The sequence below is a fragment of the Jiangella mangrovi genome, from assembly GCF_014204975.1.
Classification (GTDB): Bacteria; Actinomycetota; Actinomycetes; order Jiangellales; family Jiangellaceae; genus Jiangella; species Jiangella mangrovi.
Genome location: NZ_JACHMM010000001.1, coordinates 4465268 through 4479948, shown reverse-complemented (window position 1 = coordinate 4479948; position 14681 = coordinate 4465268). Strand labels below are relative to the sequence as shown.

12 protein-coding genes are annotated in these 14681 nt (G+C 72.9%); 4 read left to right on the top strand and 8 right to left on the bottom strand.

What is annotated here, in order from left to right; genetic code table 11:
* Positions 1 to 4: 4 nt before the first annotated feature.
* The 6 genes from pgl to tkt are packed head-to-tail and all read right to left on the bottom strand — an operon-like array spanning position 5 to position 8076.
* On the bottom strand, positions 5 to 778 hold the full coding sequence (pgl, locus tag HD601_RS20810; protein WP_184825077.1) for a 6-phosphogluconolactonase: 774 nt from the start codon (positions 776 to 778) through the stop codon (positions 5 to 7).
* Positions 775 to 1719: a glucose-6-phosphate dehydrogenase assembly protein OpcA gene (opcA, locus tag HD601_RS20805; protein ID WP_246400388.1), complete on the bottom strand. Its 945-nt coding sequence runs from the start codon at positions 1717 to 1719 to the stop codon at positions 775 to 777. The genes pgl and opcA overlap by 4 nt, the downstream gene beginning before the upstream one ends.
* An 8-nt stretch (positions 1720 to 1727) precedes the next feature.
* Complete coding sequence (zwf, locus tag HD601_RS20800; RefSeq protein ID WP_184825073.1) at positions 1728 to 3257, bottom strand: glucose-6-phosphate dehydrogenase; 1530 nt, start codon at positions 3255 to 3257, stop codon at positions 1728 to 1730.
* Positions 3254 to 4846: a glucose-6-phosphate isomerase gene (locus HD601_RS20795; RefSeq protein ID WP_184825070.1), complete on the bottom strand. Its 1593-nt coding sequence runs from the start codon at positions 4844 to 4846 to the stop codon at positions 3254 to 3256. Before HD601_RS20795 ends, zwf begins: the two co-directional genes overlap by 4 nt.
* Positions 4843 to 5958, bottom strand: a complete 1116-nt coding sequence (gene tal / locus HD601_RS20790; protein ID WP_184825069.1) for a transaldolase — start codon at positions 5956 to 5958, stop codon at positions 4843 to 4845. Before tal ends, HD601_RS20795 begins: the two co-directional genes overlap by 4 nt.
* A 12-nt stretch (positions 5959 to 5970) precedes the next feature.
* On the bottom strand, positions 5971 to 8076 hold the full coding sequence (gene tkt, locus HD601_RS20785; RefSeq protein ID WP_184825067.1) for a transketolase: 2106 nt from the start codon (positions 8074 to 8076) through the stop codon (positions 5971 to 5973).
* A 207-nt stretch (positions 8077 to 8283) separates the two neighbouring features.
* Between tkt and HD601_RS20780 the strand changes: the two genes are divergently transcribed.
* Entirely contained in the window at positions 8284 to 9237 is a 954-nt protein-coding gene (locus HD601_RS20780) for a heme o synthase (protein ID WP_221441167.1), read from the top strand.
* Between the two features lie 34 nt (positions 9238 to 9271).
* Complete coding sequence (locus HD601_RS20775; protein WP_184825065.1) at positions 9272 to 10231, top strand: MerR family transcriptional regulator; 960 nt, start codon at positions 9272 to 9274, stop codon at positions 10229 to 10231.
* Positions 10232 to 10281: 50 nt separating this feature from the next.
* Here the strand turns inward: HD601_RS20775 and HD601_RS20770 are convergent, their stop codons facing one another.
* Positions 10282 to 10539: a DUF6458 family protein gene (locus HD601_RS20770; RefSeq protein WP_184825063.1), complete on the bottom strand. Its 258-nt coding sequence runs from the start codon at positions 10537 to 10539 to the stop codon at positions 10282 to 10284.
* A 100-nt stretch (positions 10540 to 10639) separates the two neighbouring features.
* On the bottom strand, positions 10640 to 11611 hold the full coding sequence (locus HD601_RS20765; protein ID WP_221441166.1) for a COX15/CtaA family protein: 972 nt from the start codon (positions 11609 to 11611) through the stop codon (positions 10640 to 10642).
* 669 nt (positions 11612 to 12280) lie between these two features.
* Here HD601_RS20765 and HD601_RS20760 point away from each other — a divergent pair.
* Both HD601_RS20760 and HD601_RS20755 read left to right on the top strand, forming a co-directional pair.
* Positions 12281 to 12775, top strand: coding sequence for a PH domain-containing protein (locus HD601_RS20760; RefSeq protein WP_184825059.1), 495 nt, complete (start codon positions 12281 to 12283; stop codon positions 12773 to 12775).
* On the top strand, positions 12772 to 14370 hold the full coding sequence (locus tag HD601_RS20755; RefSeq protein ID WP_221441165.1) for a PH domain-containing protein: 1599 nt from the start codon (positions 12772 to 12774) through the stop codon (positions 14368 to 14370). Before HD601_RS20760 ends, HD601_RS20755 begins: the two co-directional genes overlap by 4 nt.
* Positions 14371 to 14681 lie beyond the last annotated feature (311 nt).

Here is a 14681-nt window from a genome sequence, read left to right as displayed (position 1 = left end):
CACCTCAGGGCGATGCAGGACGGCCCAGACCGGGCGGAAGCTCCGCCGCGGCCGTGCGGTCGAGCAGCCACCGCGTCGCGCGCTGACCCTGAGCGCCGGCGGCCGGGATCTGCACCGGGCCGGACCCGCCCAGCGCCATGCGCACCGCGGGGGCCTTGTCGGCACCCGCCACGACCAGCCAGACCTCGTCGGCCGAGCGGATGACCGGCATGCTCAGGCTGACCCGCTCCGGCGGCGGCTTGGGGGCGCCGCGGACCCCGACGACGGCGCGGTCGTCGTGCAGGGCCGGGTGCTCGGGGAAGAGCGACGCGACGTGGCCGTCGGGGCCGACGCCCAGCAGCAGGACGTCGAACGCGGGCGCGCCGGAGTGCAGCCGCTTCTCGGTCTCGCGCGCCAGGACCTCGGCGTACTGCGAGGCCGCGTCCTCGGGTGTCAGCCCGTCGACCAGCGGCGGCATCGCGTGGACCCGGGACGGGTCGACCGGGACGTGGTCGAGCAGCGCCTCGCGGGCCTGTGTCTCGTTGCGATCGGCGTCACCCGTCGGCAGGAACCGCTCGTCGCCCCACCAGACCGACAGCGACGACCAGTCGACGGCCGCGCAGGCCGGCGACGCCGCCACCGCGCGCAGGGTGGCGATGCCCGCCGTCCCGCCGGTGAGCACGACGGACGCGTCGCCGTGGGCGGCCTGCGCGTCGACGAGCCGCGTGATGAGGCGGGCCGCCACGGCCTGCACCAGCACGTCGGTGTCGCGGTGGATCACGATCGTAGGAGTGGTCATCGCCTGGCCTTCGCCTTGGTCCGGGTGATCTTGCCGGTCTCGTGGAGCTCGTCCAATCCTTCCTGGATGACTTCGCCGTACACCTCGTCGGGGTCGAGCCGGCGCAGTTCCTCGGCCAGCGACTCGCCCGCCGAGCGGCGGGGGAGCGCGACCCGGCGGTCGGCCCGGCCGGGCACCGTCAGCGTGGCGACCTCGTCGTCGGGCCGCTCGATGCCGATGGCCCCGGACGGCCGCTCCAGCTTGACGCTGAACAGGCCGTCGACGCCGGTCGCCTTGGTCCGCGTCACCGGGACCCGCAGCGTGTGCGCCAGCCAGCCGGCCAGCAGGTCGGCGCTCGGGTTGTCCGGCCCACCCACCACCCGGGCCGCGGTGACCTCGTCGTACGGAGGCTGGTCGAGGGCGGCCGCCAGCAGCGCCCGCCACAGCGTGAGCCGGGTCCACGCGAGGTCGGTGTCGCCGGGGCGGTAGCTCTCGGCCCGCTCCTGCAGCGCGGCGAGGGGCCGCTTGCAGGCCGCGGCGTCGGTGATGCGGCGCTGCGCCAGTTTGCCGACTGGGTCGTCGGCCGGCACCGTGGGCGACTCCGCCGGCCACCAGGCGACGACGGGGTTGTCCGGCAGCAGCAGCGGCACGACGACGGACTCGGCGTGCGCCGTCAGCGGGCCGAACAGCCGCAGCACCAGCACCTCGCTGGCGCCTGCGTCGCCGCCGACCCGGATCTGCGCGTCCAGCCGGGCCGAGCCGCGCGACGTGCCGCGGATGACCGCGATGATGCGGCAGGGGTGCTCGTGGCTGGCCTGGTTGGCCGACTCGATGGCGTCCTCGGCGTCGGCCTCCTCGGTCACCAGGACCAGGGTGAGGACGCGGCCGAGCGCCACGGCGCCGTGCTTCTCGCGCAGTTCGACCAGCCGCTTGCCGACGGCGCCGGCGGTGGTCGAGGGCATGTCGATGATCATGGACGCCTCCAGCTGCGACCGTCGCGCGCCAGCATCTCGTCCGACGACTTCGGGCCCCAGCCGCCGGGCGCGTACTGCTCGGGCTGGTCGCCGCTCTTGGCCCAGAAGTCCTCGATGGGGTCGAGGATCTGCCAGGACAGCTCGACCTCCTCGTGCCGCGGGAACAGCGGCGGGTCGCCGAGCAGGACGTCGAGGATGAGCCGCTCGTAGGCCTCGGGGCTCTCCTCGGTGAACGAGCCGCCGTAGCCGAAGTCCATGGTGACGTCGCGGACCTCCATGGCCGTGCCCGGCACCTTCGAGCCGAACCGGATGGTGGTGCCCTCGTCCGGCTGCACCCGGATGACCAGCGCGTTCTGGCCCAGCTCCTCGGTGGCGGTGGACTCGAACGGCAGGTGCGGCGCCCGCTTGAAGACGATGGCGACCTCGGTGACGCGCCGGCCCAGCCGCTTGCCGGTGCGCAGGTAGAACGGCACGCCCGCCCAGCGGCGGGTGTCGATGTCGAGCCGGACGGCGGCATAGGTCTCCGTCGTCGAGCCCTCGGGGATGCCGTCCTCGTCGAGGAAGCCGTTGACCTTGAGCCCGCCGGCCCAGCCCGCCGCGTACTGCCCGCGCGCCGTGTGCAGCGAGAGGTCCTCGGGGAGGCGGACCGCCGAGAGCACCTTCTCCTTCTCGGCGCGCAGGTCCGACGCGTTGAACGAGACCGGCTCCTCCATGGCCACCAGCGCCAGCAGTTGCAGCAGGTGGTTCTGGATGACGTCGCGGGCCGCGCCGATGCCGTCGTAGTAGCCGGCCCGGCCCTCGATGCCGATGTCCTCGGCCATGGTGATCTGCACGTGGTCGACGTAGTGGGCGTTCCAGGTCGGCTCGAACAGCTGGTTCGCGAAGCGCAGCGCCAGGATGTTCTGGACCGTCTCCTTGCCCAGGTAGTGGTCGATGCGGAAGATCGAGTCGGGCGGGAAGATGCTCTCGACGATGGCGTTCAGCTCGCGCGCGCTGGCGAGGTCGTGGCCGAACGGCTTCTCGATGATCACCCGCCGCCACTGGTCCGGCTCGTCCGGGTGGGCGAGGCCGGAGCGGTCGAGCTGCTTGCTGACGATGTCGAAGAACGACGGCGGGATCGACAGGTAGAAGGCGTAGTTGCCGCCCGTGCCCTGCTGCTCGTCCAGCTCGCGGACGGTGTCCGCGAGCCGGTCGAACGCGTCGTCGTCGCTGAAGTCGCCCGGGACGAACCGGAACCCCTGCGCCAGCTGCCGCCACGTGGCCTCGCGAAAGGGCGTGCGCGCGTGCTGCTTGACGGCGTCGTGCACGATCTTGCCGAAGTCCTGCGTGGCCCAGTCGCGCCGGGCGAAGCCCACGAGCGAGAAGCCGGGCGGCAGCAGGCCGCGGTTGGCGAGGTCGTAGACGGCCGGCATGAGCTTCTTGCGCGCGAGATCGCCGGTCACGCCGAAGATCACCAGGCCCGAGGGCCCGGCGATCCGCGGCAGCCGCTTGTCGCGTTTGTCGCGCAGCGGGTTCTGGACGTTCACCTCAGGATGCCCCTCAGGGTCTCGATGCCTGCCTTGCGGTCGGTCAGGTGCAGCCGCAGCACGGGGCGGCCGTGGTCGGCGAGCACCTGGGCGTCGCCGGTCGCCTGCGCGGCGATCAGCTGCCCGAAGGTGAACGGCCGGTCTGGGATGGCGAGGTCCTCGGCGGGCGTGCCGGTGACCTGCAGGTACACGCCCTGGGCCGGCCCGCCCTTGTGGTACTGGCCGGTGGAGTGCAGGAACCGCGGGCCCCAGCCGAACGTCGCTGGCCGCTCGGTGCGCCGCTCGAGCGGCACCCGGACGTCGGCCAGGCCGGCGTCGTCGCCCTCGCGGTCGAGATAGGCCATGACGGCGAGGTAGCCGTTGGGCGCGAGCTGCCCGAGCAGCGCGTCGACGGCGCCGTCCAGCGACGTCACCCCGTCGAGGAGCCCGGCCGAGCCGCGCACCTCGATGCCGCCGTCGGTGAACGCCGCCGGCTCCGGCTCGGGGGTGGCGTCGAGCAGGCCGCGGGCGGCGATCTTCGCGCTCTCGACGTCGGGCTGGTCGAACGGGTTGATGCCCAGCAACTTGCCGGCGACGGCGGTGGCGTACTCCCAGAGCAGGAACTGCGCGCCCAGCTCACCGTCGACGACGACGCCCTTGGCGGGCGGCTCGGCGGGGGAGCCGACGATGGCCGGCAGCACGTCGTCGGCGGGGTGCGCGACCTCGGGGTCGTCGACGTCGCCGGACGCGATGGGCAGGATGCCGGTGCCCTGCTTCCCGGTCGACTCGGCGATGAGCTGCTCGGCCCAGTCGGCGAGCCCGACGATGCCCGAGCCGGCGTCGGCGATGGCCACCTTGTCGCGGCCCTGTGCGTGCCCGCCGGCCAGCGCCGCGCCGAGGCGCAGCGCCGGGTTGTCGGTGACGTCGCCGGCCAGGTGCTCGGCGACGGCGGCCGCCTCGTCCAGCAGGGCGGCGATATCGGCACCGGCCAGCCCGCTCGGGACCAGGCCGAACGCCGTCAGCGCGGAGTAGCGGCCGCCGACGTTCGGGTCGGCGAGGAAGACCTTGCGGTAGCCCTGCTCGTTCGCCAGGTCGGCGAGGCCCGAGCCCGGATCCGTCACGACGACGATGCGGCTGGCGGCGTCGATGCCGGCCGCCTCGAACGCGGCCGCGAACACCCGCCGCTGGCTGTCGGTCTCGACCGTCGAGCCGGACTTGCTGGACACGACGATGACCGTGCGGTCGAGCCGGTCGGCCAGCGCCCGCGCGACCGAGCCCGGGTCGGTGGTGTCGAGGACCGTCAGCTCGACCCCCGCCGACCGGGTGATGACCTCGGGCGCCAGCGACGAGCCGCCCATGCCGGCCAGCACGATCCGGTCGAGGCCCTCGGCCCGCAGCTCGGCCTGCAGCGCCTCGATCTCGGCCAGCAGCGGCCGCGAGGTCTCGTGCAGGTCGGTCCAGCCGAGCCGGATGGACGCCTCGGACTCCGCCTCGGGACCCCACAACGTGGCGTCCTTCGCCGCGATGCGCGACGCGACCTTCTCGCCGACCAGGCCGTCGACGACGGCGTCCGCGTCGACGCCGTAGGTGGTGACGGAGAGAGCGGTCACTTGGCGGCCTCCAGCTTGGCGTTCACGGAGTCGAGCAGGTCGTTCCAGGCCGTCTCGAACTTCTCGACGCCCTCGCGCTCGAGGACCGCGCTGACGTCGTCGAGGTCGACCCCGGCGGCGCTGACCGCGGCCAGCGTCTCGCGGGCGTTCCCGATGTTCGGGGTGACGGTGTCGCCGTCGACGGTGCCGTGGTCGGCGACCGCCTCGATGGTGGCCTCGGGCATCGTGTTGACGGTCTCGGGAGCGACGAGGTCGTCGACGTAGAGGGTGTCCGGGTAGTCCGGGTTCTTCGTCGACGTCGACGCCCACAGCGGCCGCTGCCGCTGCGCGCCGGCCTGCTCGAGGCGCTGCCAGCGCTCGGCGCCGACGACCTCGAGGTAGGCGGCGTAGGCGAGCCGGGCGTTGGCGACGGCGGACTTCCCGCGAAGGGCGAGCGCCTCGTCGGTGCCGACGGACTCGAGCCGCTTGTCGATCTCGGAGTCGACCCGGCTGACGAAGAAGGACGCGACGGAGGCGATGCCCTCGAGCGACTCACCGGCGGCGAGCCGCTGCTCGAGCCCCGCCTGGTAGGCGTCCATGACCTCACGGTAGCGGTCGATGGAGAAGATCAGCGTGACGTTCACGCTGATTCCCGCCGCGATGCCCGCGGTGATCGCCGGCAGGCCGGCCTTCGTCGCGGGGATCTTGACGTAGATGTTCGGGCGGTCGACCTCGGACCAGAGCTCGCGGGCCTGGGCGATGGTGCCGTCGGTGTCGTGAGCCAGCCGCGGGTCGACCTCGATGGAGACCCGGCCGTCGCCGTTGCTGCTGCGCTGGGCCACCGACGTGAACAGGTCGGCGGCCGCGCGGACGTCGTCGGTCGTGAGGTCGCGCACGGCGGCGTCGGCGTCGGAGCCGAGGCCCGCGTGGCGGCGCAGGTCGTCGTCGTACAGGCTGCTCTTGGTGATGGCGGCCTGGAAGATCGACGGGTTGGTGGTGACGCCGACGACGTGCTTCTCGTCGACGAGCGTCTGCAGGTTGCCCGTGGTCAGGCGGTCGCGGGAGAGGTCGTCGAGCCAGACGGCGACGCCTTCCTCGGAGAGCCGGGCGAGCGGGTCGGATGTGGTGCTCATGGTGGGTTCCCCCTACGCGTTGGAGATGGAGTCGTGGGCCGCGGCCACCACGGCGTCCACCGTGATGCCGAACTCGCGGTACAGGGTCTGGTAGTCGGCTGAGGCGCCGTAGTGCTCGAGGCTGATCGCGCGGCCGGCGTCGCCGAGGTAGCGGTACCAGCTCATGGCGGCACCGGCCTCGACGGAGACGCGGGCCTTGACGGCGGCCGGGAGCACCGACTCGCGGTACTCGGCGTCCTGCTCCTCGAACCACTCCTGCGACGGCACCGAGATGACCCGGGTGGCGACGCCGTCGGCCTGCAGCCGCTCGCGCGCCTCGACGGCGAGCTGCAGCTCCGAGCCGGTGGCCATGAGGATGACCTGCGGCGTCGTGGCCCCGCCGTCCGCCTCGGCCTCGGCGAAGACGTAGGCGCCGCGTGCGGTGCCCTCGGCGTCGCCGTAGACCTCGCGGTCGAAGGTGGGGACGTTCTGGCGGGTCAGGGCCAGGCCGGCCGGGTGCTGGCGCTCCAGGATAGTGCGCCAGGCGACGGCGGTCTCGTTGGCGTCGGCCGGGCGGACGACGTCGAGGCCCGGGATGGCCCGCAGCGCCGACAGGTGCTCGACCGGCTGGTGGGTGGGGCCGTCCTCGCCCAGGCCGATGGAGTCGTGCGTCCACACGAACGTCACCGGGAGCTGCTGGATCGCGGCCAGCCGGACCGCGGCGCGCTGGTAGTCGCTGAAGACGAGGAACGTGGCGGCGTACGGGCGGGTCAGGCCGTTGAGCGCGATGCCGTTGATGATCAGGCCGGACGCGAACTCGCGGACGCCGAAGTGCATGGTGCGGCCGTAGGGGTCGCCGGGGAACATCTTGCTCGAGCGCTTCTCGGGCAGGAAGCTCGGCTCGCCCTCGATGGTGGTGTTGTTGGAGCCGGCGAGGTCGGCCGAGCCGCCCCACAGCTCCGGCAGCGCCGGCGCGATGGCGTTGAGCACCTTGCCCGACGCGGCGCGGGTGGCCACACCCTTCTCGGAGGCTTCGAAGGTGGGCAGGGCGTCCGTCCAGCCCTCGGGGAGCTCGCGCTTCTGGATGCGGTCGAGCAGCGCGGCGCGGTCGGGGTTGGCCTCGCGCCAGGCGGCGTAGCGCTGGTCCCACTCGGTGCGCAGCTGCTTGCCGCGGTCGCCGACCCGACGGGCGTGCGCCAGGACGTCGTCGGCCACGTCGAAGTGCTTCTCGGGGTCCGCACCCATGACCCGCTTGGTGGCCGCGACCTCGTCGCCGCCGAGCGCGGAGCCGTGGATGGCGCCAGTGTTCTGCTTGCCCGGCGACGGCCAGCCGATGATGGTGCGGACGGCGATGAACGACGGCCGGTCGGTGACGGCCTTGGCGTTCTCGAGCGCCTCGAAGATCGCCTGCGGGTTCTCCTTGTACTCGCCGTCGGCGGTGAAGTCGACCACCTGGGTGTGCCAGCCGTACGCCTCGTAGCGGGCGACGGTGTCCTCGGTGAAGGCGATGTTGGTGTCGTCCTCGATGGAGATGTGGTTGTCGTCCCACATGACGACGAGGTTGCCCAGCTCCTGCGTGCCCGCCAGCGAGCTGGCCTCGTGCGACACGCCCTCCTGGAGGTCGCCGTCGGAGGCGATGACGAAGACGTGGTGGTCGAAGACGCTCTCGCCCGGCAGCGCGTCGGGGTCGAGCAGGCCGCGGACCCGGCGCTGCGCGAACGCCATGCCGACCGCCGTCCCGAACCCGGACCCGAGCGGGCCGGTGGTGACCTCGACGCCGTCGGTGTGCCGGTACTCGGGGTGGCCCGGCGTCGACGAGCCCCAGGTGCGGAACGCCTTGAGGTCGTCGAGGCTCACCTTGTAGCCGGACAGGTACAGCTGGATGTACTGCGTCAGGCTGCTGTGGCCCGCCGACAGGACGAACCGGTCACGCCCCAGCCAGTGCTGGTCGGACGGGTCGTGACGGAGCACGCGCTGGTACAGCGTGTACGCGACCGGAGCGAGGCTCATCGCGGTTCCGGGGTGCCCGTTGCCCGCCTGCTCGACGGCGTCCATGGCCAGCAGCCGCACGGTGTCGACCGCCCGGTCGTCGAGCTCCGTCCACTCGAAATCTGCGCTGTTGTCGCGTGTCGTGTTCACCGGCGTGACGTTCCTCTCAGGCGGATGGGGTCCCTACGTCTCACTCCTGCGCCGTCGCTGAGACGGCAGTTCACGGGTCGAGCGTATCGACGTCACTCAGACGCGTGCCCGGCCGCTCGGCGGATTGGGCGCACCGTTAGACTCAACAGGCCATGCTGGCGGATGTTCCCACTCCCGCCTGTCTCTTCGACCACACGAAGGTGAACGTTGACGTCCGTCGAGCCTCGCTCTCCGGCGACCCGGCGCGCGCCGGAGCCGCACGGGCGGCTGGGACGGCTGGTCTCCGTCGTCGGCGCCTACGTGTCGCTCATGAAGCTGCGCGTCGTCGAGCTGCTCCTCGTCACGACACTCCCGGCCATGGTGCTCGCCGAGCGCGGGCTGCCGTCGCTCGGCCTGGTCGTCGCCACGCTCGTCGCCGGCACGCTGGCCGGCGGCAGCGCGCACGCGTTCAACCAGGTGCTCGAGCGCGACATCGACGCCGTCATGCACCGCACCCGGCGCCGGCCGCTCGCGCGTGCCGTGGTCGCCCCTTACCCCGCGTTCGCGTTCGCATCCGCGCTGCTGGCCGCCTCGGTCGCGATCATGCTGGTGTGGGTCAACGCGCTGGCGGCGGCGCTGACCATCGCGGCCAACCTGTTCTACGTGCTCGTCTACACCATGCTGCTCAAGCGGCGGACGTCGCAGAACATCGTGTGGGGCGGCGTGGCCGGCTGCGTGCCCACGCTCATCGGCTGGGCGGCGGTCACCGGGTCGCTCGACTGGCCGCCGGTGCTGCTGTTCCTGGTGGTGTTCTTCTGGACGCCTCCGCACTACTGGCCGCTGGCCATGCGCTACCGCGACGACTACGCGCGGGCCGGCGTGCCCATGCTGCCGGTCGTGGCGACGCCGCGGGTGGTGGCGCTGCAGATCCTGCTGTACTCGTGGGCCATGGTCGCGACGACGTTCGTGCTGTGGCCGGTGGCCGGGTTGGGGTGGATCTTCGGGCTGGCGTCGGTGCTGGCCGGCGTCTGGTTCATGGCCGAGGCGCACCGCCTGTACGGCCGGGCGCGGCGCATGCCCGACGGTGCCGGACTGACGGCCATGCGGCTCTTCCACGGTTCCATCACCTACCTGACCGTGGTGTTCGCGGCCGTCATGGCCGATGTGCTGATCCTGGGTTGACTCTCCCGTCGCTGGAGACACGACGGTGGTGGGTGTGAACGACGACGGTTCCTTCCTGAGCATCGGCGACCTGGCCCGGCGCACCGGACTCCCGGTGAAGACGATCAGGTACTACGCCGACATCGGGCTGGTGCCGCCCACCGACCGATCCCCGGCCGGCTACCGCCGCTACGACACCGTCGCCCTGGCCCGGCTGGACCTCGTCCGTACCCTGCGCGAGCTCGGCATCGACCTCGCGACCGTGCGGCGGGTCCTCGACCGGACGCTGACGCTGGCCGACATGGCGACGGCGCACGCCGCCGCCCTCGACGCGCAGATCCGGCTGCTCCGGACCCGGCGCTCGGTGCTGCGCGCGGTCGCCGCGCTGGGGATCGACGACCACGAGGAGCTCGATCTCATGAACCGCCTGGCCCACCTGTCCGCCGCCGAGCGGCAGCAGATCATCGACGACTACTGGTCGTCCACCTTCGAGGGTCTGGACACCGACCCGGTGTTCGCGTCGCGGATGCGCTCGGTGCGGGTGGACCTGCCCGACGACCCCACGCCCGCCCAGGTCGAGGCCTGGGTCGAGCTGGCCGAGCTGGTGCGGGACCCGTCCTACCGGGCGCGGGTGCGGCAGATGGCGGAGGCGGGGTCTGGTGCTGCGCCGTCGGGGTCGTCCGGTCCGTCGCCTGCTGAGGTGGCGCTGTACGAGAGCGTGGCCGAGCTGGTGACGCCGTTGCTGACGGCCGAGGTGGCACCGTCGTCGCCGGAGGGCCGGCTGGTGGCCGACCAGCTGGCGCCCCGGTTCGCGCACGCTCGTGGGGTGTCCGACGGTGACGGCTTCCGGCGCGAGCTGGGGGAGCAGATCGCCCTCTTCTCCGACCGCCGGGTCGAGCGGTACTGGGAGCTGGTCGGCGTCATCAACGACTGGCCCGCCGGCCAGGTCCGCTCCGGCAGCGTCGCGACCATGGAGTGGTTCGCGCAGGCGCTGATTTCGGCCGCGGACTCCTGAGACGTGTTGACGCTGAGGCCGACAGGTGGCCTCAGCGTCAGCACGGTGGATCAGATGGGGTCGATGTCGTCGCGGCGCTCGCGGCGCTCGACGTACTCCGTCGTGCGGGGACGATCGACGTACTCCGTCGTCCGGCGGCCACGGGTCCGCATCGACGTGATCATGACGGAGACGACGATGGCCAGGGCACCGACGCCGGTGAGCACCCAGCCGATCATGCTGAGATCGAAGTCGGACAGCCGGTCCCGGACACCGAGGGCCAGGATCAGGCCCAGTGCCATCAGGAACACTCCGAGGCCGATACTCATGTTCGACACACCTCCCAAGGCGGCAGGATTGCTGCCAGGGAGGTACCCGGGTCACACCGGGCCAAACGGACGTGGTCCTGGGTGGTCGGCTCGGCGTGCGTCAGCGCGACGGGAGCCAGCGGGTGGCGAGCCAGGCGTCGGTCGCGGCCATCACCATCAGGGCGGCGCCGAGCATGTGCAGGCCGACGAGCAGCTCCGGCAGCTCGAGGCGGTACTGCACGATGCCGATGAGGCCCTGCCCGAACTCGACGGCGAGCAGCACGGCGGCCGCGGTCGCGGCCCGGCCGGGGGAGCCCAGCGCCCGGGCGGTGAACCAGAGGCCGACCGAGATGCCGATGAGCAGCAGCACGGAGTCGGCGTGCACCTGGGTGACGACGGCGACGTCCAGGCCGGTGCGCTTCGAGTCGGGGTCGCCGGCGTGCGGGCCGCTGCCGGTGACGACGGCGCCCAGGTAGACCGCGACGGCCGTCACGACCAGTGTGAGCAGGCCCAGCCGCTCGAGCCACGGCTGGCCGACCCGCCCCGGCACCGCGCCCAGTGGCCACTGCGTCCTCCTGACCAGGACCGTCGCGACGCCGACCAGCGCGGCCGACACCAGGAAGTGGAACATCACGACCCACGGGTTCAGGTCGGTCCACACGGTGATGCCGCCGACGACCGCCTGTGCCGGCACCACGCCGAGCAGCACCGCCGACAGCACGACCAGGTCGCGGCGCGGCCGGTCCGAGGTCAGGGTGCGCAGGACCGCGACCAGCATGAGGAAGGCGACCGCGCCCACGACGAACGTGAGCATGCGGTTGCCGAACTCGATGGCCCCGTGCACGCCCATCTCAGAGGTCGCGGTCAGCGAGCCCGCGGTGCAGTGCGGCCAGTCCGGGCAGCCGAGCCCCGAGTCGGTCAGTCGCACCGCTCCGCCGGTCACGATGATGCCGGCCTGCGTGACCAGCGACGCGACGGCCAGCTTGCGCAGCGTCGCCTCCGACGGCAGCGGGAGCCACCGGACCAGCCGCGCGGCTCGGCCGGGCGGACGCCCGGGCGCCGGAGCCGGGGTCGTGGGGACGGTCGTGGTCACCACGTCATGGTAGGGACCCGGCGGCCGGTCGCGATCTCCGGGGCGGGGTCGGCTGCCTCACAGTCGGGGGTCCTGTCAAGGGTCGGCGCTTTGCCCGTTGGCGGCCGGGATTAGCCCGGTGGTTGGCCCTGCGGGGCTTTCGGATGGTGTCTCGGGTAGCCCTGACTCGGGCAAACGCCCTGGTCGTTCGGGCAAAGCCAGAATCGGCCGGAGCGGGGTGATTCCGGCTTAGCGTCCGGTCCATGACCTCTCGATCCGCACCCTCCCGCCCCGTCCGGGTGGCCGCTGCCGCCGTCATCGCGGTCGCGCTGGTCCTGCTGGGCGCCGTGCCGCTCGACGGCGAGCGCTCCGCCGCGCGGCCGGGCGTGGGGGAGCGGGCCGCCGTCGGCACCGCCATCGGCACTGCCGTCGGCGCCATCCTCGTCGAGCGCGAGGTCGCCTCGCGCGGGGCCTGCCGCTGCCGCGACGACCGCGACCCGCCGGCCGTGGCCGGTCGGTCTTCGGCCGGCGCGACGGCATGGTTCGTCCCGCTTCGGTCGCCTCGGCGTGACGGCTCCGATACCGTGCGTCTGCGGGCCGGTCATGATCGCCGCGAGGGTCGCCGTGGGCACACCGGTGACCTCGGGCGCCGGTCCCGCTTGTCGCGACGAGCTGCGGGAGGCAACGGACATGAGCGGCGGCACTCGGCTGCGACCGCCCCGGAACTGGCTGGACCAGCGGGTGATGGGCTGGTGGCGGGCGCAGGTGGCGGTGCTGACGGCCGTCGTGGTGGTGCCGCTGCTGGTTCTGGGCCTGCTCATCGCGCCGGCGCGGCCGTGGTTCCTGATCCCGGCGGCCGTGCTCGCGGTCCTGGGGCTGGTGGCGCTCGTCCTGCTGCCGCCGTGGTGGTTCCGGATCCACCGCTGGGAGGTCACCGACCAGGCCGTCTACACCCGTGGCGGCGTGCTGTGGCAGGTCTGGCGGGTGGCGCCGATGTCGCGCATCCAGACCGTCGACACCGCCCGCGGGCCGCTGCAGCGGGCGTTCGGGCTGTCGACCGTCACAGTGACCACGGCGTCGTCGGCGGGGGCGGTCAAGATCGAGGGTCTCGACCACGAGCAGGCGGCCGACCTCGCCGAGGAGCTCACCCGCATCACGCACGAGACCCCGGGCGACGCGACGTGAGCGACCCGGCGCACTCCGGCCCGGCGCAGCCCGGCCCGGTGTCGTCCGGGAGCGCCCCGGCGGCGGGCCGCGAGCCCGACTGGCTGGCACTGCACCGCGACACCGTCAAGGTCACGGTCGTCTGGGTGCTCGGCCTCGCGCTGGCCAGCGGCACGCCCGTCGTCATCGGTGTCGGCGCCGGCGTGTCCTACGGCATCGCGCTGGCGTTCGTGGTGCCGGCGGTGGTGGTCGCGGTGGTCGGCGCGGGCATCGCCGACCACGTGCGCTGGCGGCACACCCGCTACCGCGTCACCCCCACACGCATGGAACTGCACAAGGGCTGGATCTTCACCTCGAAGCGCTCGCTCGCCCGCGAGCGCATCCGCACGGTCGACCTGTCGGCGGAGCCGGTGCAGCGGGCGTTCGGACTGGTCAAGGTCAGCATCGGCACCGGCGAGGGCATGGAGGCCGGGCCCGGCCAACCGCAGCAGACGCTCGTGCTCGACCCCGTCCACCGCGAGGAGGCCGAGCGGCTGCGGGCGCTGCTGCTCGACCGCCCGCTCGCCACCGCCGACGGTGCCGAGCCCGGCGTGCGGACGCTGGCGACCTGGAACCCGGCCTGGCTGCGGTTCGCGCCGCTCTCGTTCTGGACGTTCGCGGTCGCCGGCGCTGCGGTCGGCGGCATGTTCCAGGTGCTCGACTGGTTCGGCCGCGAGAGCCTGCCGGTCGACTACACCCGCGACGTCGTCGAACGCATCGGCGCCACGCAGACGCTGCTGCTGTTCGCCGGGGTGTTCGTGCTGGTCGGCATGGTCGCCATGCTCGCGCTCACGCTCGAGGCATGGTGGAACTACCGGCTCGAGCGTGAGCCCGGAGGGACGCTGCGGGTCCGGCGCGGCCTGCTCACGACCAGGTCGGTGAGCATCGAGGAACGCCGGGTCCGGGGTGTCGAGATCGTCGAGCCGCTCGGCGTCCGCTCCGCCGGCGCGGCCCGCGTCGACGTCGTCACCACGGGACTGCGCACCGACGCCAAGTCCGAGGCGTCGACGCTGCTGCCGGCGGCGCCCATGACGGTCGCGGCCTCGGTCGCGGCGGCGGTCGCCGGCGTCCGTCCCGGTGGCCGGCTGCGGCCGCACCCGCAGGCGGCCCGGACCCGGCGGCTGCGGTGGGCGCTCGCGGCCGACCTCGTGCTGGCGGGCGTCATCGTCTGGCTGTCGTTCGGCTCGCCGGTGCGCACCTTCTGGGCGGTCGTGCTGGCGGTGCTGGCGGCCGGCCTGTGCGTCGCGCTGGTGCTGCTGGCCCACGACGCCTACCGCTCGCTCGGCCACGACCTCGACGACGCCTACCTGGTCGCGCGCAAGGGCAGCGTCCGCAAGGCGACCGTGTACCTGCAGCGGCAGGGCATCATCGGCTGGCGGGTGAGTCAGTCGGTCTTCCAGCGCCGGGCCGGGCTCATGACGCTCACGGCCACCACCGCGGCCGGCGCCCGCCGCTACTCCGTCATCGACGCCGACGAGCAGGAGGTCCTCGAGTTCGGCGCCGACGCCGTCCCCGGCCTGCTCGCCCCCTTCCTCGTCCGCGACGCCCCGCCGGAGGACGTCGGGAACACGTCCTGAGGTTCTGCCGGGGGGCTGAGGTCGGCTCCCCGTCCCCCTGCTGCTCAGTGTCTTAGCCGCGCACCTGCGCCTCAAGTCGGCGCCCCTGTGCTTACTCGACCGCGTGGTTGGGGGCTTCGACTTGACCCGCACGCACGCGGCCAAGAACCTGGCAGCTATCAGGGGGACGGGGAGAGCCTGGGGACGCCTCGCCCCCTCCGCGTCCGTTTCGTCCCGCCTTGGTGGGCTGCGGGCGGCGATGATCATCAACGATCCGCTACATCACGAGGATTACCCGAGCCTCGACACGATTGCAGGCGTGTTGGGGCTCG